The 26418-nt window shown below is 65.3% G+C and carries 18 protein-coding genes; 9 read left to right on the top strand and 9 right to left on the bottom strand.

Features of this window, described 5'->3' with window-relative positions:
• Positions 1 to 10 precede the first annotated feature (10 nt).
• The 3 genes from EJJ38_RS13790 to EJJ38_RS13780 are packed head-to-tail and all read left to right on the top strand — an operon-like array spanning position 11 to position 4691.
• Complete coding sequence (locus EJJ38_RS13790; protein ID WP_245454278.1) at positions 11 to 2161, top strand: RNA degradosome polyphosphate kinase; 2151 nt, start codon at positions 11 to 13, stop codon at positions 2159 to 2161.
• 34 nt (positions 2162 to 2195) lie between these two features.
• Complete coding sequence (locus EJJ38_RS13785) at positions 2196 to 3686, top strand: Ppx/GppA family phosphatase (protein WP_127090715.1); 1491 nt, start codon at positions 2196 to 2198, stop codon at positions 3684 to 3686.
• A gap of 57 nt (positions 3687 to 3743) precedes the next feature.
• A complete protein-coding gene (locus EJJ38_RS13780; RefSeq protein WP_127090714.1) occupies positions 3744 to 4691 on the top strand; it encodes an MBL fold metallo-hydrolase in 948 nt (315 codons plus the stop codon).
• Between the two features lie 91 nt (positions 4692 to 4782).
• Here the strand turns inward: EJJ38_RS13780 and EJJ38_RS20650 are convergent, their stop codons facing one another.
• The 4 genes from EJJ38_RS20650 to EJJ38_RS13760 form a co-directional block, all read right to left on the bottom strand.
• Positions 4783 to 8214: an autotransporter outer membrane beta-barrel domain-containing protein gene (locus EJJ38_RS20650; RefSeq protein ID WP_164738510.1), complete on the bottom strand. Its 3432-nt coding sequence runs from the start codon at positions 8212 to 8214 to the stop codon at positions 4783 to 4785.
• Positions 8215 to 9409: 1195 nt separating this feature from the next.
• On the bottom strand, positions 9410 to 11413 hold the full coding sequence (gene rpoD, locus EJJ38_RS13770; protein WP_127090712.1) for an RNA polymerase sigma factor RpoD: 2004 nt from the start codon (positions 11411 to 11413) through the stop codon (positions 9410 to 9412).
• Between the two features lie 181 nt (positions 11414 to 11594).
• Positions 11595 to 13499 (bottom strand): DNA primase, encoded by a 1905-nt coding sequence (gene dnaG / locus EJJ38_RS13765; RefSeq protein WP_127090711.1) that lies wholly within the window; start codon positions 13497 to 13499, stop codon positions 11595 to 11597.
• A gap of 135 nt (positions 13500 to 13634) precedes the next feature.
• A complete protein-coding gene (locus EJJ38_RS13760; RefSeq protein ID WP_127090710.1) occupies positions 13635 to 14093 on the bottom strand; it encodes a GatB/YqeY domain-containing protein in 459 nt (152 codons plus the stop codon).
• Positions 14094 to 14264: 171 nt separating this feature from the next.
• On the opposite strand from EJJ38_RS13760, the gene carA reads away from it, so the two are divergent.
• Together carA and EJJ38_RS13750 are read left to right on the top strand one after the other, a co-directional pair.
• Entirely contained in the window at positions 14265 to 15473 is a 1209-nt protein-coding gene (gene carA / locus EJJ38_RS13755) for a glutamine-hydrolyzing carbamoyl-phosphate synthase small subunit (RefSeq protein WP_127090709.1), read from the top strand.
• A 54-nt stretch (positions 15474 to 15527) separates the two neighbouring features.
• The gene (locus tag EJJ38_RS13750) at positions 15528 to 15818 is read left to right on the top strand and encodes a YciI family protein (RefSeq protein WP_127090708.1); all 291 of its coding nucleotides are present in this window, start codon (positions 15528 to 15530) and stop codon (positions 15816 to 15818) included.
• An 85-nt stretch (positions 15819 to 15903) separates the two neighbouring features.
• Here EJJ38_RS13750 and EJJ38_RS13745 read toward each other — a convergent pair whose 3' ends face one another.
• Entirely contained in the window at positions 15904 to 16593 is a 690-nt protein-coding gene (locus EJJ38_RS13745) for a GntR family transcriptional regulator (protein WP_127090707.1), read from the bottom strand.
• A gap of 266 nt (positions 16594 to 16859) precedes the next feature.
• Here EJJ38_RS13745 and EJJ38_RS13740 point away from each other — a divergent pair, with 266 nt between their 5' ends.
• The 4 genes from EJJ38_RS13740 to oxlT (EJJ38_RS13725) all read left to right on the top strand — a co-directional run bounded on the left by EJJ38_RS13740 (position 16860) and on the right by oxlT (EJJ38_RS13725) (position 21894).
• Positions 16860 to 17321, top strand: a complete 462-nt coding sequence (locus EJJ38_RS13740) for a CBS domain-containing protein (RefSeq protein ID WP_205666184.1) — start codon at positions 16860 to 16862, stop codon at positions 17319 to 17321.
• A gap of 191 nt (positions 17322 to 17512) precedes the next feature.
• Positions 17513 to 18742, top strand: coding sequence for a formyl-CoA transferase (gene frc / locus EJJ38_RS13735; RefSeq protein WP_127090705.1), 1230 nt, complete (start codon positions 17513 to 17515; stop codon positions 18740 to 18742).
• 92 nt (positions 18743 to 18834) lie between these two features.
• Positions 18835 to 20139, top strand: coding sequence for an oxalate/formate MFS antiporter (oxlT, locus tag EJJ38_RS13730; protein WP_127090704.1), 1305 nt, complete (start codon positions 18835 to 18837; stop codon positions 20137 to 20139).
• Between the two features lie 447 nt (positions 20140 to 20586).
• Positions 20587 to 21894 (top strand): oxalate/formate MFS antiporter, encoded by a 1308-nt coding sequence (gene oxlT, locus EJJ38_RS13725; RefSeq protein WP_127090703.1) that lies wholly within the window; start codon positions 20587 to 20589, stop codon positions 21892 to 21894.
• Between the two features lie 87 nt (positions 21895 to 21981).
• Here oxlT (EJJ38_RS13725) and EJJ38_RS13720 read toward each other — a convergent pair whose 3' ends face one another.
• From EJJ38_RS13720 to zwf, 4 genes are all read right to left on the bottom strand, one after another.
• Positions 21982 to 22221, bottom strand: coding sequence for a hypothetical protein (locus EJJ38_RS13720; protein ID WP_127090702.1), 240 nt, complete (start codon positions 22219 to 22221; stop codon positions 21982 to 21984).
• Between the two features lie 208 nt (positions 22222 to 22429).
• Positions 22430 to 24061 carry a glucose-6-phosphate isomerase gene (pgi, locus tag EJJ38_RS13715; RefSeq protein ID WP_127090701.1) on the bottom strand — a complete coding sequence of 544 codons (1632 nt, stop codon included), beginning with the start codon at positions 24059 to 24061 and terminating at the stop codon, positions 22430 to 22432.
• A 120-nt stretch (positions 24062 to 24181) separates the two neighbouring features.
• On the bottom strand, positions 24182 to 24886 hold the full coding sequence (gene pgl / locus EJJ38_RS13710) for a 6-phosphogluconolactonase (protein WP_127090700.1): 705 nt from the start codon (positions 24884 to 24886) through the stop codon (positions 24182 to 24184).
• On the bottom strand, positions 24883 to 26355 hold the full coding sequence (gene zwf, locus EJJ38_RS13705; RefSeq protein WP_127090699.1) for a glucose-6-phosphate dehydrogenase: 1473 nt from the start codon (positions 26353 to 26355) through the stop codon (positions 24883 to 24885). Before zwf ends, pgl begins: the two co-directional genes overlap by 4 nt.
• Positions 26356 to 26418: the final 63 nt, after the last annotated feature.

The following is a 26418-nucleotide window of genomic DNA, read 5'->3' as shown; positions in this document are numbered from 1 at the left end:
AGCCGTGGCCATGGAAGACGTGGCGGAAAATCTCGGGGCCGAGGAGATTCTCGCCACCTCTCCGAACCGCTTCATCAACCGTGAAATCTCCTGGCTGCATTTCAACCGCCGGGTGCTGGAAGAGGCGTCCAACGCCAACCACCCGCTGCTGGAGCAGCTGCGCTTCCTTTCCATCTCCGCGAACAATCTCGACGAATTCTTCATGGTGCGCGTCGCCGGCCTGAAGGAGCAGATTCGCGAGGGCGTCACCGCCTTGAGCCCGGAGGGTCTCACCCCCACCGAGCAGCTCAACTCCATCATGGCGGAAGCCTCCACGCTCATCTTCGACCAGCAGGCCCGCTGGCTGGAGCTGCGCGGTGAACTGGCTCGCGTCGGCATCACCCTGGTAGACGGGCAGGACACCTCGTCCGAGGACCTGAAGGTGCTGGAGCGGCACTTCCTGCACCATGTCTTCCCGGTGCTGACCCCGCTCGCCATCGACCCGGCCCATCCCTTCCCCTTCATCCCCAATCTCGGCTTCTCCCTGGCGCTGCAGCTGGTGCGCCAGAGCGACGGCCGGGGCATGAACGCGCTCATCCGCATTCCGGCCAAGGTGGATCGCTTCATCCGCCTGCCCGACGCGGACGGCACGCGCTTCATCACGCTGGAGCAGATGATCGGCCTGTTCATCTCGCGCCTGTTCCCCGGCTATGCCGTGAAGGGGCAGGGCGTGTTCCGGGTGATCCGCGACAGCGACCTGGAAATCGAGGAGGAGGCCGAGGATCTCGTCCGCCTGTTCGAGACCGCGCTGAAGCAGCGCCGCTACGGCTCGGTGATCCGCATGGAAGCGGACGCCGCCATGCCGGACGAACTGCGCAACTTCGTGGCGCGCGAACTCAGCATGAAGGACGAGGAAATCTTCGTCGTGGACGGCGTCCTGGCGCTGAACGAGTTTTCGCAGCTCGTGTCGGTGGACCGGCCGGACCTGAAGTTTCCCGCCTACAACGCCCGATTTCCCGAGCGCATCCGGGACCATGGCGGAGACTGCTTTCTCGCCATCCGCGAGAAGGACATCCTCGTCCATCATCCTTATGAATCCTTTGATGTGGTGGTTCAGTTTCTCCGTCAGGCTGCTCGCGACCCCAATGTGGTGGCCATCAAGCAGACCCTCTACCGAACCTCCTCCGACAGCCCCATCGTGAAGGCCCTGGCCGAGGCGGCCGAGGCGGGCAAGTCGGTCACCGCCCTGGTGGAACTGAAGGCCCGCTTCGACGAAGAGGCCAACATCCGCTGGGCGCGCGACCTGGAACGGGCCGGCGTGCAGGTGGTGTTCGGCTTCATCGACCTGAAGACCCACGGCAAGCTCAGCATGGTGGTGCGCCGCGAGGGCGGCTCTCTCGCCACCTACTGCCATGTGGGCACGGGCAATTATCACCCCATCACGGCGCGCATCTATACCGACCTGTCCTTCTTCACCGCCGACCCGGTGATCGCGCAGGACGTGGCGCGGATCTTCAACTTCATCACCGGCTACGCGACACCCGGCGAGCTGGACGTGATGGCGGTCTCCCCCACCACGCTCAAGCCCCGCATCCTCGAAAATATCGACGAGGAGATCGCCCACGCCCGCGCCGGGCGGCCGGCGGCCATCTGGCTGAAGTGCAACTCTCTGGTGGATCCCGTCATCATCGACGCGCTCTACAAGGCGAGCAATGCGGGTGTGGCGGTGGAATGCGTCGTGCGCGGCATCTGCTGCCTGCGGCCCGGCATTCCCGGCCTGTCCGAGAACATCCGGGTGAAGTCCATCGTCGGCCGCTTCCTGGAGCACAGCCGAATCTACTGCTTCGGCAACGGCTACGGCCTGCCGCACCCCAAGGCCATCGTCTACATCTCGTCCGCCGACCTGATGACCCGCAATCTGGACCGCCGCGTCGAGACACTTTGCCCCATCACGACCCCCACCGTGCATGAGCAGGTGCTGGATCAGATCATGGTGGCGAACATTATCGACAACGAACAGAGCTGGGAGGTGTTGCCCGATGGCTCCTCCCAACGCATATTCCCGGCCCCAGGCGAGGAGCCGTTCAACGCTCACCGCTATTTCATGACCAATCCGAGCTTGTCGGGACGTGGAAAGTCTCTCAAAGATTCTTCGCCGCGCAGCCTCCTCCTCCGTAAATGAGGGGCGCAGCCGGGAGCCGCATCTGACCGATCCAATGACGGTCACCGCGCCTATCGCGGTGATCGACATCGGGTCGAACTCAGTGCGTCTCGTGGTGTACGAGGCGCTCTCGCGCGCGCCGACCCCCATCTTCAACGAGAAGGCCCTGTGCGGGCTCGGCCGGGAGGTTCTCTCCACGGGCCGGCTCGCGCAGGACGCGATCGATAAAGCGCTGTCGGCGCTGCGGCGATTCCGTGCCTTGTGCGATGCCATGAAGGTCGAGACGCTCTATGCGCTCGCCACCGCAGCCTCGCGCGATGCGGCCAACGGCCCCGCCTTCATCGCCGAATGCGAAGCCATCTGCCGCACCCAGATCGAGATCCTGACCGGCCGCCGCGAGGCGGAGCTGGCGGCGCTGGGCGTCATTTCCGGCATCCATGAGCCCGACGGCATCGCCGGGGACCTGGGCGGCGGCTCGCTGGAACTGGTGGATGTGCGCTCCGAGCGCATCGCGGACGAGGGAATCACCTTGCCGCTCGGCAGCCTCGCGCTCCAGGACCGCTCGGCCCGCTCCATGCGCAAGGCCGAGAAGATCGTCCGGGACGCCATGGAGGGCACGCCGGTCCTCAAGAAGATGGCCGGACGCACCTTCTTCGCCGTGGGCGGAAACTGGCGCGCGCTGGCCCGCCTGCACATGTTCCAGCAGGGCTATCCGCTGCATGTGATGCACGGCTACACCCTTCCCGCCAAGGAGGCGCTGGCCTTCGCGCGCATGGTGCACCGGGGCGATGTGGAGCAACTCGGCAGCATCGAGGCGGTTTCGGTCGCCCGGCGTCCGCTTTTGTCCTACGGCGCGCTGGTGCTGGAGAATCTGGTGCGCCACGGGCGCCCGGCCCAGGTGGTGATCTCGGCCCTCGGCGTGCGCGAGGGGCTGCTCTATTCGCTGCTGGACGAGACGCAGCGCAAGGAGGACCCCCTCCTTCTCTCCGCCCAGGAATTCAACCTGCTGCGCTCGCGCTCGCCGCTGCACCAGGAAGAATTGGTGGCCTGGACCGACCGCCTGTTCGCCTCCTCTCCCACCCTTGAGGAGAGCGCGGACGAGCGGCGCATCCGCCACGCGGCCTGCCTGCTGGCCGATGTGAGCTGGCGCGCCCATCCCGACTACCGGGCCGAGCAGAGCATCAACATGATCGCCCATGCCGCCTTCGCGGGCGTGGACCATGCGAGCCGCATCTCCGTGGCTCTGCCGGTTTATTTCCGCCATGTGGGCCTCACCCCCGAGGAGCCGGTGCCGTCCATCCTCGCTCTGGTGACGCCGGGCATGATGGACCGCGCGCGCATCCTGGGTGCCGCCATGCGGGTGGCTTATTCGCTGTCCGCCGCCATGACCGGCATCCTTCCGTCCATCACGCTTGAAGTGAAGGGCGAGACCCTGGTGCTGACGGTGCCGGAGCGCCTGTCGGACCTCGTGAATGAACGGGTCCAGGGCCGGGTGCGCCAATTGGCGCGCCTGATCGGCCGGGAGAACGTGATCGGGACCGCCTGATCGCCGCTCCCTCCCGGGTGGGCGCGGCCGGCGAGACCTGTGGAAGGAGCAAGGGCCATGCCTGCTGGAACGTCGCTGTCCCGTCCCTCGCGCCGCCATTTCCTGGCCGGGGCCGCCGCTTGTGCGGCGGCGCCCTGGCTGCGGCTCGACCCCGCCTTCGCCCAGCCGCTCTCGGCGGGGCCGGTCCAGGTGGGGGCGTTCAAGGTGACGCCGCTGCTGGATGGCCTGTTTCCCTTGCCCCTCGCCATGGTGCCCGACGCCGCCTCGCCCGACGGGGCGAAGCTGATCCGCGCCATGGGCGCGCCGGCGGCGGGGCCGCTGCCCATTCCGGTCAATGCCTTCGCGGTGGAGCGCAACGGGCGGCTGATCCTCATCGATGCGGGCACCGGCGCTGCGGGCGGCGCGGATCTGGGCAAGGTGGCGCGGGCGCTCGCGGCCGCCGGGCTGGACCGGACCAAGGTGGAGGCTGTCATCCTCACCCACCTGCATGTGGACCATGCGGGCGGCACCATCGACGCGGCGGGCAAGCCGGTCTTCCCCAATGCGGAACTCGTGGTCCAGCACAGCGAAATCGAGTTCTGGATGGATGACGGCATCCGCTCCCGCGCGCCCCAGGGCATGGACGGCTATTTCGGCGCAGCGCGGGCTGTGCTCTCGGCCTATCCGAAGAAAGTGCGGGCGGTGAACGGGGAGGTGGAGCTGTTTTCCGGCCTCAAGGCGATCCCCGAGCCCGGCCACACGCCGGGCCATATGGGCGTGATGATCGAGGACGGGCACAATTCCCTGCTCATGTGGGCGGACATCATGCATGTGGGCCCGCTGCAATTCCCGCATCCGGCCTGGTCGGTCCTGTTCGACGTGAACCGCACCCAGGCCGCCGAAACCCGCGCCCGCATGCTGGACCGCATGGCCGTGGAGCGCATTCCGGTCATGGGCTCGCATCTCGCGGACCGCGGCATTATCGAGCGGGAAGGGGCGGGCTATCACATGGTGGCGATGCCCTGAGGGGCGCCGGTACGCGGCGCAACTCGGCAACAGCCGAGTTGCGCGTGAGCGAAAGCCATGCGGCCCCGGTCGAAGGCCGGGGCCGATGGTCTTAGAACTTCAGCGAGAATTGCGCGGTGAAGGCGTTCTGCGAGGCGGCGGACGCCAATTGCCCATTATAGTTCACCGACAGGGCGGAAACGTCCGACAGGGCATAGGACAGCCCTGCTCCCAGCAGCACCGCATCCTGCGCGATGGGTGTGCCGGTCAACTGGAAGGGTGTCGTGCCGCCCTGGAACAGCAGGGCGGCGCTTGGCGTGGTGTCGCCGAAGGCGTGCTGCCAGCCCAATGACAGGCTCGGTGTCAGCGTGTGCTCCATCACACGAAGCGATGTGGCCATCCGCAGGCCCAGGGTCGTGTAGAGGGTCTCGAAACCCCCGATCTCCACTCCGAGGCTCGCATAGCCGCCGGTCTCGGTGGCGGAGGCCCCATTGGTTGCCACGTAGGCAAGGCCGACAAAGGGTTCAAAGGCGTACTGGCCCAGGACGGACGCATAGCTCACCTCCCCGAACAACTGGGTGGTGCCCAGGGTATAGCCCGCATCCAGCGTCTGGGAGACGCCCGGGAAGGCCACCGTTCGGCCGACCGAGACATCGTGCCACGCATAGGAAAGCCCGCCCCTGAGGCCCCAGGCGCCGAACTGGACGGCGCCGTAAAGGCCGAGGTCGTAATTGTCCATGGAGCCGGAGGAAGATCGGGCATCCATGTCGAACTGCGACTGGCTGAACCCGCCGAAGATGCCCACGCGCGCATTGGGCAGCACCGCCACGTCGGCACCCATGAGGAAGCCGCCGATGGAGTTGGAGATGGAGGCGGCATTGCCGTTGCTGAACGTATCGCCCCATCCGCCATAGCCCTGGGCCCATAGGGTGGGGGTCAGGCCGGGGCCGAGCTGTGCGGTGGCGGGGGCCGCGGCATTGGTTGCGGAGGAGAGCGGTGCGGCGCCGGTCGTGGTCACGGACTGACGCAGGCGGGCGGTGACCGCATCACGCACATAGATGGACTGCTGCTGGATCACGCTCGACGTGGAGGCATAGACCTCGCCGGAGAGGGCATTGAGCGCCGGAGACACGTCCGAGACCGGCAACTGGATGATGGCGTCAAACACCGGGTTGCCCAAGCCGAGCGCTTCGGCGGCATTGGCCACCGCGATCTGGTTGGACGTCGTCGCGAAGGGGGCGAAGCCCACGCCCTTATAGGCCAGAACGAGGAAGACCTCATTGCTGTCATAGCTGAGCGTCGGCGTGAGGAAGGCATAGTCGGACGTGACCGAGCCGAAAGTCCCCGTGACTGAGGCACCGCTCAGGATGGTGTAAGTGCTGTTCGGAACGTATACGCCCGGCACCGCCGCCACCTGGACGCTGGCACCCGGATCGATGGTGACCGCACCCGTGGCGGTGATCAGGTCGTGCTGGCCCGTGGGGGTCACATCCACCCGATAGAGGCTGCCGGCGTTGAAGGCGACGGTGCCGTTCACCGTGATGGTGCCGGGAGAGTTGCCCGGCGCCGCCGTGCCGCCGCTATTCACCTCCAGGCCGCCGATGGTGGCGTTGCCCCCGATGACGCCGCCGTCATTGATGGCGTAGCTGGCGCCGCTGGAGGAGCCATTCTGGAGGGTCAGGGTGCTGCCATCCACGACAATGGTGCCGCCATAGGCATTGGGGTTGGAGAACTGCACCGTGCCGCCGATGAAGCTCACCGTTCCCGTGCCGGTGATGTCGCCTGCGAAGATGTAGCTGCCGGAATAGTTGAAGGCGAGCGTGCCGTTCTGGTTGACGGCGACGTCGCCGGTGATGGTGCCCGAGGTGCCGCCATTGCCGAGCTGGAGGGTGCCGGCATTAATGGTGGTGCCGCCGCCATAATCATTGGCGCCGAGGAGGATCAGCGTTCCGAGCCCGTCCTTCACGAGGCCGCCCGCGCCGGTGATGGTGCCGGACAGTGTGAGCGTCGTGCCGGTGTCCGGCGCGAACGTCCCGCCGCCGGTGCCGAGCGTAATGGCGCGCGCCGAGGTGATGTTCGCGGTGGTGGCGAGGGTGGCGGCGCCCATGAGCCCGAGGGCACCGGAGCTGTCGCCCAGATTCTCGTCCGAAGACACCCGGAGAGCACCGCGCGCGATGACCGTCCCGCCCAAATACTCGTTGGCTCCTGTGAGCGCCAGCGTGCCGTCACCATCCTTCAAGAGGCCGCCGGCACCGGAAATGGTGCCTGCGAAGGTGCCGGCGCTGGAGGAGTTGAAGATGAGCGCGGCGTTCTGGTTGACGGCGATGTCGCCGGTGATGGTGCCCGAGGTGCCGCCATTGCCGATCTGGAGGGCGCCGTCATTAATGGTGGTGCCGCCGCCAAAATTGTTGGTCCCGGTCAGCGTCAGCGTGCCGTCACCGTCCTTCACGAGGCCGCCCGCGCCGGTGATATTTCCAGACAAGACGCCGTTGCCGGACGCATTGAAGATGAGCGTGCCGGTCTGATTGACGGCGATGTCACCAATGATGGAGCCCGAGGTGCCGCCATTGCCGATCTGGAGGATGCCGGCATTAATGGTGGTGCCGCCGCCGAAATCGTTGGCGCCGAGGAGGATCAGCGTTCCGAGCCCGTCCTTCACGAGGTCGCCCGCGCCGGTGATGGTGCCGGACAGTGTGAGCGTCGTGCCGGTGTCCGGCGCGAATGTCCCGCCGCCGGTGCCGAGCGTCACGGCCCGCGCCGAGGTGATGTTCGCGGTGGTGACGAGTGTGGCAGCACCCATGAGCCCGAGGGCACCGGAGCTGTCGCCCAGATTCTCGTCCGAAGACACCCGGAGAGCGCCGCGCGCGATGATCGTGCCGCCCAGATATGAGTTGGCGCCGGTCAGCGTCAGCGTGCCGTCACCGGACTTAACGAAGCTCCCGCTACCGCTGACGATGCCGTTCAGCGTGACCGCGTAGCCGCCGGTATCGATGGAATTCAGGCCGCTCATCAGGGTGACCTGCGTTCCGATATCCATCGCGGCCCCAGCCAGCAGGCGCCCCCCGCTGAGAGCCAGGCTACCGGTGCCCAAGGAATCGCTGCGTGCAATCTGGAGCGTCGAGGAATCGGTTACCAGCGTGCCGCCTTGATAGGTGTTGGCGCCGGTCAGCACGAGCGTGCCCTGTCCGAGGACGACGAGACCGCCGTCGCCGCTGATGACACCCGTGAAAGTCCCCGTGGTGCCGACCGTATTGATGAAGGCGCCGGTTTCCTCGATCATCACCGGCTGGGTGACGACAATATTGTTGGGGTCAACAGCATTGGTCAGGTCGAGTGTGCCGCCTGCGAAGGTAATGTTTGCGGCCACCGCGGCAGGATCGCTGAGGTTGAAGCTCGGCTTGCTGGTGTCGATGATCTGATCGCCGCCGATGGGAATTATGACATCGCCCTGGACGAAGCCAATCATCCGCATGACCAGTGCGCGCAATGCGAGGTTGCTACTATAGAAGGATGCCTGAAATGTATTGATATCAAGATAGGTCATGAGGCGGCCGGTCTGGGCATTGGTGAGTGCGCCCGTACCGAAGGCAATGCCGGTGCCGCTGCCCGCACCGTCAGGTTGGGACGTGGTGATGTAAACGCCATTGCCTGGGTCGGAGAATGTGCCGGCTGCGGGGACCGCGATCGGGGTCGCCGAATTTGCCACAACAGTGCCGTTACCATTGAAGACGTCAGTCACATACTGCGTAAAAACTGTAGTGCCGCCGTAAGCGATGGTGCCTCCACCCGCATTCACGATGAAATCAACGACTGATGTATTTCGTGTTACAAAACCAGAATTTTCGCCCAAAAGAAATAAGCCGCCAGCAGAGTTCAGGTAATTCATATAGCTCTGGCTTTCGGCTGCACCAATCGCAGTCAAATGGCGAACATCCCATACTTGTGAGAATGAGTTTAAATTTCCAGTCACATCTGTGGGATTATACGTTACAGTAGGTGTATATCCCGATGCGGTCAGCAGGGCCGCCAACCCCGTCGCAGCCGCCTGGCCGTCGCTATTGGATTGGCCAAGCACCAGAACCGATTGCGACCACGCTATGCTCGACGTGGACGCAAGCAATAATGCGGCAAGGGACATTTGGGGGCGCGTTATAATTTTCGCCAGCGAAGACTTGTTTTTCGAACTCCTAAGCGACTGAAGGATTTTGCTTCCGATCGAAAAGCCTGCCCTCTTTTGGCCCGCAGCGTCGAGGCCATTGGTCCGATTGAGGGGGCGAGCGAAGAGCGCGGTCGCTGAAGCCGTACGATTTGGCATAAAAATCCTCGCAAGGGCCCTATGTGGGGCACGGAAAAGCGATCGATCGGAAAAGTCCGAATGACTCTACCATTCTACCTTCTGAAAGGGGAGGTATTCACGGGCGCAATCGAGGGTGGAGTGTTGAAAGGATCGCATTTGAAGCGCGTGTTGCGTCGATGCAACAATTACTGATTTGGGGTATCAGTTTAATGACGACGCGATTTCGCTTTATATTTCAGTATTGAAATGTATGTGCCGATATATATGCGAAATATAATGATACGATATAGAATAGTATTCGAGATTGTCTGAAAGTTGTTGTCGTCATTGTGGATAATATTCGGTGTTAAGGGATAATTAAGAAATATTTAATGAGACCAACAAAAAACCCCTCGCCTATTCAGGCGAGGGGTTTCCGGCTGCCTGCGGGAGAAGCGTGGCTTCAATTATCCAGGAAGCTGCGCAGCTTGCGGCTCCGGGAGGGGTGCTTGAGCTTGCGGAGCGCCTTCGCTTCGATCTGGCGGATACGCTCGCGGGTCACCGAGAATTGCTGGCCCACTTCCTCCAGCGTGTGATCGGTGTTCATGCCGATGCCGAAGCGCATGCGCAGCACGCGCTCCTCGCGGGGGGTGAGGGAGGCGAGCACGCGGGTCGTGGTCTCGCGCAGATTGCTCTGGATCGCCGCGTCGATGGGCAGGATCGCGTTCTTGTCCTCGATGAAGTCACCCAGGTGCGAATCCTCCTCGTCGCCGATGGGCGTTTCGAGGGAGATGGGCTCCTTGGCGATCTTCAGAACCTTGCGGACCTTCTCCAGCGGCATGCCCAGCTTCTCGGCCAGCTCTTCCGGGGTCGGCTCGCGGCCGATCTCGTGGAGCATCTGGCGGGAGGTGCGCACGATCTTGTTGATGGTCTCGATCATGTGCACGGGGATGCGGATGGTGCGGGCCTGATCCGCGATGGACCGGGTGATGGCCTGCCGGATCCACCAGGTGGCATAGGTGGAGAACTTGTAGCCGCGCCGGTACTCGAACTTATCGACCGCCTTCATGAGGCCGATATTGCCCTCCTGGATCAGGTCCAGGAACTGAAGGCCGCGGTTCGTGTATTTCTTGGCGATGGAGATGACGAGGCGCAGGTTGGCCTCCACCATTTCCTTCTTCGCCTGCCGGGCTTCCTTCTCGCCCTTCTGCACCATCTGGACGATCTTGCGGAATTCCAGGATCTCGAGGCCGGTCTCGGTCGCGAGATTATGGATGTCGCCGCGCAGGTCCTTGATGCCGTCCTTCTCGGAGGCGACAAAGCCCTTCCAGCCCTTGGAGCCGAGCTTGGAGACGCGCAGGACCCATTTCGGGTCCAACTCGTAGCCCTGATACTGCTTGAGGAAGTCGTCGCGGGCGACGCCATAGCTCTCCGCGAGGCGCAGCAGGCGGCCTTCCAGGCCCACGAGACGCTTGTTGATCTCGTAGAGCTGCTCCACCAGGGCGTCGATGCGCGCCTGATTGAGCGAGAGCGACTTCATGTCGAGAACGAGATCTTCCTTGAGCTTCTTCGCCTTGCGCTCCTGCGCGGGCGACAGCGTCTCGTTCTTCAGCTTGGATTCGACATTCTGGTCCTGCAGGCGGCGCAGCTTCTTGTAGCTGTCGGCCACCCGGTCGAAGGTCTCCAGAACCTTCGGCTTGATCTCGGTCTCCATGGCGGCGAGCGACAGGGAATTCTCCATGTCGTCTTCGTCGCCGTCCGGCGAGGCGCCGTCGCCCAGAAGGCCGTCCTCACCCGCCTCGGGGGCGAGCGCGGTTTCTTCCTCGCCCGGGGCGGGCGGCGGGTTCTTGCCCTCGGGGCCCGCATAGGTGGCTTCGAGGTCGATGATGTCGCGCAGGAGGACCTTGCCCTCCACCAGCTCGTCGCGCCAGATGATGATGGCCTGGAAGGTGAGGGGGCTCTCGCACAGGCCCGCGATCATGGCCTCGCGGCCCGCCTCGATGCGCTTGGCGATGGCGATTTCGCCCTCGCGGGAGAGCAGTTCCACGCTGCCCATCTCGCGCAGATACATGCGCACGGGATCATCGGTGCGCTCGGCGGGCTCGGACTTGGTCTCCGAGCGCGCGACGGCGCGCGGGGCGGCCTCGGCGATCTCGCCGCCTTCCGCCTCTTCCGGCTCGTCGGGAGTTTCGCCTTCCTCGCTGGCTTCTTCCTCGGCGGCTTCTTCCGCCTCGATCACGTTGATACCCATGTCGTTGAGCATGGCGAGGGTGTCCTCGATCTGCTCGGAGGTGACCTCCTCTGAGGGCATCACCTCGTTCAACTGCTCATAGGTCACGTAGCCGCGGCGCTTGGCATTCTTGATCATCTTCCGGACGGCAGCGTCCGAGAGATCGAGAAGCGGCCCGTCAGGGGCCTCATTCTCCTTCTCCGGCGCCTCGCTCGTCTCGGTGGCCTGCTTCGCCATGGACTTCTCCTGAACCTGAGCCGCGTGCCGACGGCCAAATGGCGGCGTGACCGCTAAGGTCCGCCGCCCTGTACATCCTGCTAGGATCGTCTTTTAAGGCGATCCCGTTAAATCAGCCTGAACCGCCCCGCACTTTAAGGCGTGGCAGCCCGTGTATTTCGATCCGCGTTAAGGAGTGCGCTCATATGGAGCGCGCAGATGAGCGACCCGATGCCGCTCCGAACCCCTCGACCAGGGCCTCCGTTCCTTCAGCAGCGGACAAGCGCTCGCGCACATCCCGCAACCACGCGAAATTTGCCTCGCTCGGGTCGTCACCCAATTGCTGCTCGGCATCCCTCAGCTCTCTAGATAGCGCGTAAGCCTTCAGATGCAAGGCCGTGCGCTGGCGCCACCAGAGGCGAACATCCTCTCTGCCGGTATCTGGATATGCTGGCCAGTCCATACGGGGGTTGGCGAGCGCCCGCACGCGGGTCGCGACGCCCTCCACATCCGCCGGGAGCGGGGGCAGATCCACTTCGCCGTCGGCCAGCATATGGGCTTCCAGCGTGGCCTGGCACAGGCGCCCCGCATCCGCATTGGCGAAGGGCAAAGCGGCGATCTCCTCGCCGGTCTCATCCATCAGCCAGGGGTGGTTGAGCAGGCAGAACAGCAGCAACGCCTCATTGCGCGGCATCACGGAAGCACCGCCCGCAATGGCGGAGGTGCGGGCAAGATCGCCGCCCTTGGGGGCGAGGGGCGGTGCCGCGAAAGGCTTGCCGCGGCCCTGGCCCTGGCCCTGGCGCGGCCGCCCGCCGGACCACACGCCCGCCGCCGGGGCGGGGGAGAGCAGGCGGCGCATGCGCTCGTTGAGATCCTGCCGGTAATGACGGCGCACGCTTTCGTCGGCGATGGCGGACACCAGCTCGGCAAGGCGCGCCTCCAGGGCCGCGCGCCGCTCGGGCGTATCCAGGTTGATGCTTTCCGTCTCCCGCGCCCAGAGCATGGCGGCCAGCGGCTCGGAGCGCCCCAGCACATCCTCCATGGCGTCCCGGCCGGAGCGGCGGATCAAATCATCGGGATCCTGCCCCTCGGGCAGGGCGCCGAAGACCAGGCTCTTGCCGGGCTTGAGGTGCGGCAAGGCGATGTCGATGGCGCGGAAGGCGGCGCGGCGCCCCGCCTTGTCGCCGTCGAACAGCAGGGTCGGCTCGTCCGCCATGCGCCAGAGCAATTGGAGCTGGTCCTCGGTGAGGGCGGTGCCGAGCGGCGCCACCGCGCCCTCGAAGCCCGCCTCAACCATGGCGATCACGTCCACATAGCCTTCGACGGTGATGAGCCGCGCACCCTTGTGCACGGCGGCGCGCGCCTCGAAGCCGTTATAAAGCAGGGAGCCTTTGTGGAAGAGGGGGGTCTCCGGCGAGTTGAGATACTTCGCCTGGACATCCTTCTCCAGCGCCCGCCCGCCGAAGCCCACTACCCGGCCCTTCAGGTCCGTGATGGGAAACATCACCCGGTCGCGGAACCGGTCATAGGGAACGGCGATGCCTTCGCCCGAGACCAGCAGGCCCGTTTCCACCATGTCGGGAACGCCGACCCCGGCCTTGCCCAGGGCTTCCTTCAGGTGGAACCGCTCGCCCGCGCCATAGCCGAGGCGGAAGCGCTTCTGGGTGGCGGGGCCGAGGCCGCGGTCGGAGAGATAGCCGCGCGCCTTGGCGCCGGAGCGGCCCTGGAGGGTCTCGGCGAAATGGGTTGCGGCGAGCGCCAGCACCTCATGCAGGGTGCGCCGCCGCTCCTCGCGGGCGCTCGCCTCCGGCGTCACTTCGGGCAGGGACAGGCCCGCCATGGAGGCAAGGCGCTCCACCGCCTCGCCGAAGGGCAGGCCTTCGGTCTCCATCAGGAAGTCGAACACGTCGCCGTGCTTGCCCGAGGAGAAGCAGTGATAGAAGCCCTTCTGGTCGTTGACGAAGAAGGACGGTGTCTTTTCGGGATTGAACGGCGAGAGCCCGGCGAACTCGCGGCCCTGCTTTTTCAGCTTCACCCGCCGTCCCACCACATCCGACACCGGCAGGCGCGTGCGGATCTCATCGAGGAAGGAGGGCGGAAAGCGCATTCAGGGCGGACTCGCGAGCCTCAGGCATAAACTTTACCACCAGCCGCCCATATGAGCGACCGTCCAGCGGCAAGGCCAACGGGAAGACGAGGTGTCCCCGTTCTTCCCGCTGTCCACAGGGTCAGGCGCAGCGGATCAGGCGGCGGTGAGCGCGTCCTTCACCCAGGCGGAGGCCTTGCCGAAGTCGATGGCGCCCGCATGGCGCTCCTTCAGCACGGCCATGGTGCGGCCCATGTCCTTGATGCCCTTCGCCTCGATCTCCGCCACCACATTGGCGATGATGGCGCGGGTCTCCTCTTCGGTGAGCTGCTTGGGCAGGAAATGCTGGATCACGAGGATCTCGGCCTTTTCCTGCTCGGCCAGCTCGGGGCGGCCGCCTTCCAGATAAATGCGGGCGCTGTCCTCGCGCTGCTTCACCATCTTGGCCAGAAGCGAGCGCACCTCGTCATCGCCGAGCGGGTCCTTGCCCAGGCCTCTGGCTTCGATGTCGCGGTCCTTGATGGCCGCATTAACGAGGCGCAGCGTGGACAGGCGAAGCTTGTCGCCGGCCTTCATGGAATCCTTGAGCGCAGTATTGATATCGTCGCGGAGCACGGTGTCCTCTTGGGTGTCGAAAGCGTCGCGTGAGGGGAGGTGTCGGCGGAAGGCCGATCCGGTGCAAACCGCACTCCGGCGTGCGGACCGCAGCCTCACCCGCGAGGAATTCGGTGGCACAGCCACCGGCCCTCTGGCGTCGCGGCGCGTGACGCCTTATCTAGGCGATCCATGACCCAGGAACAAGATCACGCCCCGATCCCGGCCGAAGGCTGGACCGAACCCAAACCGACCGCGCTGCTCGTGCTGGCCGATGGAACCGTCCTTGAGGGCGTGGGCCTCGGCGCCGTGGGCGAGGGTGTGGGAGAGGTCTGCTTCAACACCGCCATCACCGGCTATGAGGAGATTCTCACCGATCCCTCCTATAGCGGCCAGATCATCACCTTCACTTTCCCGCATATCGGCAATGTGGGAACGAATGAAGAGGACATCGAGACGGTGTCCATGGCCGGGGCGTCCGGCGTGCGCGGCGTGGTGCTGCGCACCGCGGTGACCGAGCCGTCCAATTATCGCGCCACCCGCCATCTGGACCAGTGGCTCAAGGCGCGCGGCATTGCCGGCATCTCCGGCCTCGACACCCGCGCCCTCACCGCCCTGATCCGCGAAACCGGCATGCCCAATGCGGTGATCGCCCACCATCCGGACGGCGTGTTCGACGTGGAGGCGCTGAAGGCCAAAGCCCGCGAGTGGCCGGGCCTGGAGGGCATGGACCTCGTTCCCGGCGTCACCTCCGCCCAGCGGTTCAACTGGGACGAGACCCCCTGGCAGTGGCCCGAGGGCTATGGCCAGGAGGGCAGCGGCAAGCTCCATGTGGTGGCCATCGACTATGGCGTGAAGCGCAACATCCTGCGCCTGCTGGCCCGCGCGGGCTGCAAGGTGACCGTGGTGCCCGCCACCACCGCTGCCGCCGACATCCTCGCTCTCCAGCCGGACGGCGTGTTCCTGTCCAACGGTCCCGGCGATCCGGCGGCCACGGGTGAATATGCGGTTCCGGTGATCCGCGAGCTGATCGCCAGCGATATTCCCACCTTCGGCATCTGCCTCGGCCATCAGATGATCGGCCTCGCGGTGGGCGGTCGTACGGTGAAGATGCACCAGGGCCATCACGGCGCGAACCATCCCGTGAAGGACCTGACCACCGGCAAGGTGGAGATCACCTCCATGAATCACGGCTTCGCCGTGGATCGCGAGAGCCTGCCGGCCAATGCGCGCGAGACCCATGTGTCCCTGTTCGACGGCTCGAACGCGGGCATCGCGCTGGCCGACCGGCCGGTCTTCTCGGTGCAGTACCACCCGGAAGCCTCGCCCGGCCCGCAGGACAGCCACTATCTGTTCGACCGCTTCGTGGACCTGATGGCGAAGAAGAAGGCCGCGGCCTGAGGCGCCCTCCGGCGCCTCCCGGACCAGCGGCCATATATCAAGGGAGGGTCATTCATGCTGTTCGTCGTTCTTAAGAAGGACAAGCCGAATCACGAGCATGTGCGCGCCGAGGCGCGTCCGGCGCATCTGGAATTCCTGAACGCCAATGCGGACAAGGTGGCGATCGGCGGCCCGCTCGTGACCGAGGATGGGTCGCGCATGATCGGCTCCATGCTCGTGGTGGAGGCGCAGAGCGCCGCGGAAGCGAAGGCGCTGCTGGAGAACGATCCGTTCGCCAAGGCCGGCCTGTTCGAGAGCGTCGAGGTTCTGCCCTGGAAATGGGTGTTCAAGAACCCCAACGCCTGAGGCGCCGGCATCCCATTTGTCGAAAATGAAAAAGGCCGCGCCTTCGGGCGCGGCCTTTTTCATTTGGGATCAAAGTGCGCAGGGCTCAGTTCAGGAACTCGCCATGCTCCTCCACATGCCGGGCGAGGCCCAGCGTGTGTTCGCGCACCAGGCGCTCGGCAAGGTCCGCGTCCCGCTTCTCGATGGCTTCCACGATGCGGGTATGGTCGAGGATGGAGCGCTGGGCGCGGTGATCCTGGCCGATGGTCAGCTTGCGCACGCCGCGCATGTGCGGGAACAGGCTCTCCGTGGTCTCGGCGATGAGGCTGCAGCCGGACATGCGGATGATCTGCTTGTGGAAGGCGAGGTTGGCTTCGGAATATTCGGAGACGAACTCTTCGGGGTCACGATTGGCGAAGGCCTGGACATTCTCACGCAGCTTGCGGATGTCGCCTTCGCTCGCCACCTCGCAGGCGAGGCGGGCCGCCATGGCCTCCAGCGCCGCCCACACGGTGATCATTTCGAGGATTTCCTGCCTGGTCTTGCGCACCACGAAGATGCCGCGCCGCGGCACGGAGCGCACGAAGCCTTCCTGCTCCAGCAGCGTCATGGCCTCGCGGATGGGGGTGCGGGAGACGCCCAGCTTCTCGGAGAGCTGACGCTCTTCCAGACGGATTTCTTCGGAGTGGCTGTAGATGTCCATCTCCATGATGGCCGCCTTCAGGGCCTTGTACGCCTTCATCCGGAAGCTCGATTCCGTCTCGATCGGCTTCACGTTGATATCTTGGTACGTCATCTGAACCCTTGCCCGATGCCGCTCAGCGCCATCCTACCGTCCGCTTCCTGAAGAAGCGAAATACATCATACGTAGATCGCATCTTCTCCAGGGTTCGGCAAGTAACCCCATGTTGAGAGAAGCGCTTCGGCACTTATTCCGCAATGCAACATTGGGCCTGGAGCAATTCCATCCCTTGACACGGCGTATTACGTATACCAGCATGGTTGGAATGTAAGCCGACCCGGGTTCAACCGCGGGCGTTAAACGAGAGGGAACGCCACATGATCACGGTCGATGACATCCTGCGCGAGAAGCGCCATGCCCGCATCATCACGGTGCGGATGAACGAAACGGTGGGAACCGCCGCGCTCATCATGAAGCGCGAGAACATCTCCTCCGTGGTGGTGAAGGACGTGTGCCGCACCGAGGGTAATACGGTGGTGGGCGTGTTCTCCGAGCGCGACGTGACCCGCGCTCTGGTGGACAACGGCTCCACCACAGCGAGCCTGTCGGTGGCCAGCTTCATCAAGCGCGCCGTCATTTCCTGCCGCCTGTCGGACAGCATCGGCACGGTGCTCCGCCTCATGAACGAGCATGAAGTGCGCCACCTGCCGGTGATCGAGGAGCACGGCCTGGTGGGCGTGATCAGCGCCACCGACCTGATCCGCCACTACCTGCATGAGGAAGAGGCGGACGTGCAGCCGGGCGTCAGCACCATGGGCGCTGCTTTGTCCGCGCTGCGCTGATCTTCGACTTTCGGCGTAAATCCGTTTGCCGGAGGGAGAGGGCCGTGTTATCTCTTTTCGTCTGGTATACGTAATCCAATAGACGTAATTCCAGAGGGGAAACCCTCTGGGTCCAGGGCCGCTTCGGCGGTGCGCACCTTGAAAAAGCCGGCACAGACTGGCGCTACAGGGCAGGTTCCAGGGGTAGAGGCATGGGCAAGGCACTTGACGGTGTCCGCGTGCTCGACATGACGCACGTGCAGTCCGGACCATCCGCGACGCAATTGCTCGCCTGGATGGGGGCGGACGTGATCAAGGTGGAGATGCCGCGCCGGGGCGATATCACGCGCTCCCAACTGCGCGACAAGTCCAATGTGGACAGTCTCTATTTCACGATGCTCAACGCCAACAAGCGGAGCGTCACGCTCAACATCAAGTCGACCCAGGGCCAGGAAGCGCTGCTGCGCCTCGTGGAACAGAGCGACGTGATGGTGGAGAATTTCGGCGCCGGGGTGCTGGACCGCCAGGGCCTCACCTGGGAGCGCATGTCCGCGCTCAATCCCCGCCTTATCTATGCGTCCATCAAGGGCTTCGCCGACGAGAGCGGGGTGGAGGCGAAGGCCTATGAGACCATCGCCCAGGCCATGGGCGGGGCCATGAGCACCACCGGCTGGCGCTCCGGCCCGCCCACCGCCACCAGCGCCCAGATCGGCGATACCGGCACGGGCATCCATTGCGTGGCGGGCATCCTGGCGGCGCTCTACCAGCGCACGGTCACGGGGCGTGGCCAGCGGGTGGAAGTGGCCATGCAGGATTGCGTGATGAACCTGCTGCGCGTGAAGCTGCGCGACCAGCAGCGGCTCGGCGCCGGCACCCTGCCGGAATATCCCAGCACCGTGGCGGGGGATTGCGTGCCGCGGACCGGCAATGCCTCCGGCGGCGGCCAGCCGGGCGCGGCCCTGCGCTGCGCGCCCGGCGGGGAGAATGATTACTGCTACGTGATCATCCAGCCCCAGGGCTGGGCCCCGCTCATGCGGCTCATCGGGCGGCGCGACCTCATCGAGGACCAGCGCTTCTCCACCCATGAAGCCCGCGCCCAGCGGCTGGAGACCTGCTTCGGCCTCATCGAAGGCTGGACGCGCAACCGCACCAAGTTTGAAGTTATGAAGGCGCTGAACGCCATCGACGTTCCCTGCGGCCCCATCCTCTCCACCAAGGACATCATCGAGGACCGCTCTCTCTATGAGCGCGGCTTCCTGGTGGAGATCCCCCATCCCGAGCGCGGCACCTATGTGACCGTCGCCTCTCCCATCCGCCTCTCCGACAGCGATGTTCCCGTGGAACGGGCGCCGCTGCTGGGCGAGCACACGGAGGATGTCCTCGCCCGCCTTGGTTATGGCGTGGAGGATATTGCGAGCATGCGCGCCAACGGCGCGGTTTGAGTTCCAATCGGCCGGCGCTCGGAGGGAAAACAACAAACGGGCGCGCCGGCTTCACGCTTCAAAAAAATAAAAGTGCTCAAAGGGTAGGAAACATGGCTTCATCTCAAAGTGGTGGCGTGGCGCAGGTGTCCGCCAATCGCTGGCTTCAATTGATCGCCGGCGTTGTCTGTATGGTTGCGGCAGCGAACATCCAATATTCCTGGACGCTGTTCGTCCCGGAGATTCAGAACGCCAATGGCTGGAGCCGCGCCTCCATCCAGGTGGCCTTCACCGTCTTCGTGGTGGTGCAGACCTGGCTCTCGCCGGTCCAGGGCTATTTCATCGACAAGTACGGCCCGCGCGCCGTGGTTCTGGTGGGCGGTCTCTTCACCGGCCTGTCGTGGATCGTGAACTCCTATGCCACCTCGCTCACCGGCTTCTATGTGGGCGCGGCGATCGGCGGCATCGGCGTCGGCTGCGTGTATTCCACCTGCGTCAACAGCGCGCTGCGGTGGTTCCCGGACAAGCGCGGCCTCGCGGTGGGCCTCACTGCCGCCGGCTACGGCTCGGGCACCGTGCTCACCATCATGCCCATCGCCAACATGCTGAAGACGACCTCGTATAGTGACGTGTTCTTCCTGTTCGGCTGCATCCAGGGCCTGGTCATTCTGCTCGCCGCCGGCTTCCTGCGCGCGCCGCAGAAGGGCGAGGTGGTGTTCTCCAGCACGGTGGCCCAGAGCCGCCGCGACTACACGCTCACCGAGGCGCTCAAGACTCCGGTCTTCTGGGTCATGCTGTTCATGTTCATCTGCACGGTGACAGGCGGCCTCATGGCGGTGGCCCAGCTGGGCGTCATCGCGGAAGATCTCGGTGTGAAGCATGTTCAGGTGAACCTCTACTTCTTCGCCATGGCCGCGCTGCCCTTCGCGCTGATGCTGGACCGCATCCTGAACGGCATCTCCCGTCCGCTGTTCGGCTGGATCTCCGACCATATCGGCCGTGAGAAGACCATGTTCTTCGCCTTCGCCATGGAAGGCATCGGCATCGTCGCCCTCGGCACGTTCGGTCACAATCCGTGGGCGTTCATCATCCTGTCGGGCATCGTCTTCCTGGCCTGGGGCGAGGTCTACTCGCTGTTCTCGGCCACGGCGGCGGACACGTTCGGCAGCGCCCATGTGGGCAAGATCTACGGCGTGCTCTACACGGCCAAGGGTTTCGCGGCCCTGCTGGTGCCGGTGGCGAACCTCATCATGGAGGCGACCGGCTCCTGGGCTGTGGTGCTCTATATCGTCGCCGCCATGGACCTGACGGCTGCCTTCTCGGCTCTCTTCATTCTCAAGCCACTTCTCGCCCGGCATCACCGGCTCAATGCGGAAGCGGCGGCGCGCACGACGGGCCAAGTTCCCGCCGGCGTCTGACACCAGTCCCTCCAGCCGCCTCCGGGCGGCTCCTAGAGCCCCGGCGCAAGCCGGGGCTTTTTTTGTTTCCGGAGCAGGAGTGGCGCGCCATCGGCCTGGATGAGCGTTTTCCGGAGTATGTATTCATTCCGATGATGGTTTGGAATTTCGTGTGTTTCGATAGAAAATTCATCGAATAAATCACGTAATTGTATGTATTAATCAATAATTGTATTGATTATTTAATTTTTATTTCTGACTTAAATCGTAATTTTATTGACGAATACATAAAAATCTAACGGTTACATAGCCGAAACACGCATTCAAAATACCGTATACATCATTCACTTTCCTCTCCTCGAAGCGCGGTGAGGCAACGGTGCCCTCCCGCGCCACCAAAAAGGAATGGCGCCGTCACGGGCCGTTCATCGTCGCAGAAACGATGACCCGTCAGAGGAAGGGTAGGAAATGTCTCAGCTTCAATCGACCAAGGCCGGACCCATGGGCGGCCGCTGGTTCCAGCTTGTCATCGGCATCGTGTGCATGTCGATGATCGCCAACATGCAATATGGCTGGACGCTGTTCGTGGAGCCCATGAACGAGAAGCACCAGTGGGGCCGCGCCGCCATCCAGGTGGCCTTCACCATCTTCGTGCTCACGGAAACCTGGCTGGTGCCCATCGAGGGCTGGTTCGTGGACAAGTTCGGTCCGCGGATCGTGGTCTTCATCGGCGGCCTGCTGTGCGCGGCGTCATGGGCGCTGAATTCCGTCGCCGACTCGCTGGCCATGCTCTATGTGGCCGCCGCCATCGGCGGCACCGGCGCGGGCGCGGTCTACGGCACCTGCGTGGGCGCGGCGCTGAAATGGTTCCCGGACCGGCGCGGCCTTGCCGCCGGGCTCACCGCCGCCGGCTTCGGCGCGGGATCGGCCTTCACCATCGTGCCCGTGGCGGCCATGATCGAGCGGTCGGGCTATCAGGCCACCTTCCTGTTCTTCGGCCTGCTCCAGGGCGGCGTGGTGCTGCTGCTGGCCTTCTTCCTCCAGGCGCCGAAGCCCGGCCAACTGCCCGGTTCCGCCAGCCGGGCGGTGAAGCAGTCGCGCCGCGACTACGCGCCCATGGCCATGCTGAAGTCCCCGGTCTTCTGGGTCATGTATGTGATGTTCGTGCTGGTGGCCGGCGGCGGGCTCATGGCCACCGCCCAGCTCGGCTCCATCGCCAAGGATTTCAAGATCGCGGGCGTGCCGGTCTCCATGCTGGGCCTCACCATGCCGGCCCTCACCTTCGCGCTCTCCATCGATCGGGTGCTGAACGGCGTGTGCCGGCCCTTCTTCGGCTGGGTCTCGGACAATATCGGCCGCGAGAACACCATGTTCATCGCCTTCGCCCTGGAGGCGGTGGGCGTGCTGGCGCTCAGTCATTTCGGCACCAACCCGGTCCTGTTCGTGATGCTGACGGGTCTCGTCTTCTTCGCCTGGGGCGAGATCTACTCGCTGTTCCCGGCGACGTGCGGCGACACGTTCGGCTCCACCTACGCCACCACCAATGCGGGCCTTCTCTATACGGCGAAGGGCACCGCCTCCCTGGTTGTGCCGGTGGCGAGCATCGTCGTGGCGCAATACGGAAACTGGGATCTGGTCTTCCTGGTGACCGCCGCCGTCAACGCCATCGCGGCGCTCATGGCGCTGTTCGTCCTGAAGCCCATGCGCGCCCGCTTCGTCGCGGAAGCGCGGGTGGAGGAGGAGGCCGCGTCCACCGCCGCGCAGGTCGCCCGCTGAGCGAGCACTTTCCGCAGTCTTGAAACGCGCGAGCCCTCCCGGGTGACCGGGAGGGCTCGATGCGTTCCGGGAACTGGATGGCGCCGCTCAGAAGGCGCGGGGGAAGGAGGCCCAGGCCGGGTCGGCCTTTTCCTTGCCCTTCTCGCTGCCGAATCGGGTGGAGGCGGTGCGCATGGCCGCCTCGGCTTCCAGCGCCATGGCGATGCCCATGCCGGGCTCGCCGGCGGGCGCCATATGGGCGCGCGGAAGGGAGAAGCTCAGGATGGCGCCGGTGAGCGCGATGCCGGCGACAGCGAGGGCGGACAGGTCGAGAAGGGGAGAGGTCATGATGGGCTCCGTGGCGGGCGGGGGCACCCGCGTCCAACTTCGGAACGCATACTGACCTAATTCATTCGGTGTGTGGTATACATAATAATCAACCGCCCCATGCATTGCTGCATAGCAGCAATGCTGCCGGCCCGCTCCGGGCGCTCAGACATAACGCCTTGAAATCGCAAGATCGTTCTCTTGCAACCGCTGAGGTCGAGCGTGGTTTTCAGCTTCGCAGGTGCGAGATAAGTCCCAAAGTGGAGCCGGACGTGCCCTCCGGCGCGGGGCCGCCCTGGACCGCGGGAAGCAGGTCCGTGGCCATTTCCTTGCCCAGCTCCACGCCCCATTGGTCGAAGGCATTGATGCCCCAGATGGCCGCCTCCACGAACACGCGATGCTCATAAAGGGCGATGACCTGCCCCAGCATGAAGGGGGTGAGCCGGGGATAGGCGAGGGTGACGGACGGGCGGTTGCCGGGAAACACCTTGTGGGGCGCGAGCGTCGCCACCTGGTCCGGCGGCAGGCCCTTGGCGGCGAGCTGGGCGCTCGCCTGCGCCAGCGAGCGCCCGCGCATGAGCGCTTCCGACTGGGCCAGGCAATTGGCCTTCAGCAGGGCATGGTGGTGGGCAAGCTCCGGCTCATGGCCTTCCGCCGCGATGAGGAATTCCACCGGGATGATGTCCGTGCCCTGGTGGAGGAGTTGGAAGAAGGCGTGCTGGGCATTGGTGCCGGGCTCGCCCCACACCAGCGGGCCGGTGGCGGTCAGGGGCGGCGTGCCCTCCAGGGTCACGCTCTTGCCGTTGCTCTCCATGTCCAACTGCTGGAGATAGGCGGGCAGGCGCGCGAGGCGCTGGTCATAGGGAATGACCGCGCGGCTCGGATAGTCGCACACATTGCGGTGCCACACCCCCACCAGCGCCAGCAGAACCGGCAGGTTTCCGTCCAGCGGAGCCACGCGAAAATGGGCGTCCATGGCGGCGGCGCCCGCCAGCATCTCGCCGAACCGCTCCGGCCCCACCGCGATCTGGATGGGAAGGCCGATGGCGGACCAGAGCGAATAGCGCCCGCCCACCCAATCCCAGAAGCCGAAAGTGCGCGCGGCGGCGATGCCGAAGGCGCGCACATGGTCCAGCGCAGTGGAGACGGCACAGAAATGCGCGCCAACCGCCTCCTCCCCCAGCGCCTGCGCGATCCAGGCGCGGGCAGTGCGGGCATTGGTCATGGTCTCCACGGTGGTGAAGGTCTTGGAGGCCACGATGAAGAGGGTGGCGGCGGGATCGAGGCTCTTCAGCGTGTCGGCGATATGGGCGCCGTCCACGTTGGAGACGAAATGGCAGCGCGGCCCGTCATGATAGGGCGCGAGCGCCAGCGTCGCCATGACCGGGCCGAGGTCCGAGCCGCCGATGCCGATATTCACCACGTCCGTGAAGCGGGCGCCGTCCTGGCCGGCAATGGCGCCCGAGCGCACGCCTTCCGCGAAGGCGGCGAGCCGTTCCAGCGTCTCGCGCACGCCGCCCTTCACATCCGCGCCGTCCACGACGAGCGGGGTTTCGGCGCCGTCGCGCAGTGCCACATGGAGCACGGCCCGGTTCTCCGTGCCGTTGATGCGCTCACCCGTGAACATGGCATCGCGGCGCGCGTCCACGCCCGCCGCGCGCGCAAGATCCAGCAGCAGCGCCAGCGTCTCCTGCGTGAGGGCGGTCTTGGAGAAATCCATGAGCAGGTCGCCACAGGCGGCCGAGAAGCGGGTGAACCGGCCATCTTCAGCGAACAGCGCCGCGATGCGCGTGTCCGCCTGCGCGGCGCGGGCGGTGGACAGAGCGCGCCAGAGGTCGGGCAGGCGGGAGCGGTCGGTCATGGCGTGCGTCTCCTTGAGAGCGCGGTCAGTCCGGGAGGCACGCGCCGGGCGGCGCTGGCTCCATCACGGGTTGCAAGACTCTGTTATCGGCGGGGGTGAATCAATCGGGTCGGATCGAAACTAAGGACACCAGAAGACGTCCAGGGGCCGGTCGAGGTTCCGCAGCACCGCGCGAATGGGCATGTCCGCGAGGGGGCCGTCTTCCAGGGCAGCCTCCAGCACGCGCCGCTTGCCCTCGCCTTCGATGTGCAGGAACAGGCGGTCCGCCGCCAGAAGCGGAGGGAGGGTGAAGGTGATGCGCGGTTCGCCCGCCGCTTCCGCCCGCACCACGGCAAGGCGGGCAAGGGTGGCGGGGTCCACAGCGCCGGACAGGCCCTCGCCATGGGGAAAGAAGGAGGCCGTATGGCCGTCATCGCCCATGCCCAGCACCAGTGCGGCGAAGGGCAAGGGCAGGCGGGCCGCCGCCGCCTCGACCGCCGCCAGTCCCGCCTCCGGCGTCTCGGTGCCGGTATAGAGCGGCACGAAGGCGGCGCTCGCCGCCGGGCCGGTGAGGAGATGGCGCCGCACCAAGGCGGCATTGGAGCGCTCGGAGGTTTCCGGCACCCAGCGCTCGTCCACCAGGGTCACGCTGATGCGTGGCCAGTCCAAGGGCGCGCCGGAGAGCAGCTCGAAGAATCGGGCCGGGGTGCGCCCGCCGGACACGGCAAGGCTTGCCGCCCCGTCCCACGCATAGCGCGCGCGCAGCGCCTCGCCCACATGGGCGGCCAGCGAACGGGCCAGCGCCTCGCGGTCGGGGAAGGCGGTGAGGGCGATAGCGGCGCTCATGCGTCATCCATCCAGGTGCGCCCGTCCCGCTCGATGAGGGCGATGGAGGCGGAGGGGCCCCAGGTGCCCGCCGTATAGGGCTTGGGCGCCTCGCGCGAATTGCGCCATGCGTCCAGGATCGGATCGACCCAGCGCCAGGCGGCTTCCACCTCGTCGCGGCGCATGAACAGGGTCTGGTTGCCGCGCACCACATCCATGATCAGCCGCTCATAGGCGTCCACATTGCGCACCCCGAACGCCTCCGCGAAGCTCATGTCCAGGGGCACATGCTGGAGGCGCATGCCGCCGGGGCCGGGATCCTTGATCATGAGCCAGAGCTTCACGCCCTCGTCCGGCTGCAGGCGGATGACGAGGCGGTTGGCGCGGATCTGCCCGGCGCTGTCGTCGAACACGGAATGGGGGATGGGCTTGAACGCCACCACGATTTCCGACACGCGGCTGGCGAGGCGCTTGCCGGTGCGCAGATAGAAGGGCACGCCCGCCCAGCGCCAATTGCCGATCTCCGCCTTGATGGCGACGAAGGTCTCGGTCTCGCTGGGGTCCGCCGCGCCCAATTCTTCCTGATAACCCGGCACCGCGCCGCCGGCGGAGGCGCCCGCGCGATACTGGCCGCGCACGGTGAGATACTCGGCATTGGCCTCGTTGATGGGCTCCAGGGCTTTGAGCACCTTCAGTTTCTCGTCGCGCACCGCGTCCGCGTCCATGGTGACGGGCGGCTCCATGGCGACGAGGCACAGGAGCTGGAGCATGTGATTCTGCACCATGTCGCGCAGCGCACCGGCCGTGTCATAATAGCCCGCGCGGCCGGCGACGCCGAGGCTCTCGGCGACCGTGATCTGCACATGGTCCACATGGGCCTGGTTCCACACCGGCTCCAGCAAAGCGTTGGCGAAGCGCAGCGCCATGAGGTTCTGCACGGTCTCCTTGCCGAGATAATGATCGATGCGGAACACCGATTCCTCGGGGAAGACCTTGCCCACCGCCGCATTCACCGCGCGGGCGGAGGCGAGATTCTTGCCCACCGGCTTTTCCACCACCACGCGGGTCTTGCCCGTGACGAGACCGTGGGCGCCGATGCGGGCGCAGATGTCGTCGAACAGGTCCGGCCCCACCGCCAGATAGAAGACCCGCACGCGCTCGGGCGCCTGGGCGAGGCGCTGGCACAGATCGTCCCAGCCCTCGTCGGAGGCGGCGTCCACCATCACGTAGGAGATCTGGGAGAGGAAACGGGCGAGCACGTCCGGGTCCGGATGGCTGGTGCTTTCCATCACCGCCTCGCGGGCGAAGGCGCGGAACTCCTCCAGGGTCATGGCGCGACGCGAGGCGCCGATGACGCGGGACTCGGCGGGCATCTGCCCGGCCAGGGCGCGCTCATACAAAGCGGGAATGAGCTTGCGCTTGGCGAGGTCGCCGGTGGCCCCGAACACGACGATATCGAAGGGCTCGACCGAAATGACCCGTGCGACCATGCCTTGCCTCCGTTGCGAACCGGGCGCCACCTGCAAGGCGAACCTGCAAGCCGATTTCCGGCT

Source organism: Aquabacter cavernae (assembly GCF_003993795.1).
Classification (GTDB): Bacteria; Pseudomonadota; Alphaproteobacteria; order Rhizobiales; family Xanthobacteraceae; genus Aquabacter; species Aquabacter cavernae.
This window is presented reverse-complemented; position numbering and strand designations above follow the sequence as displayed.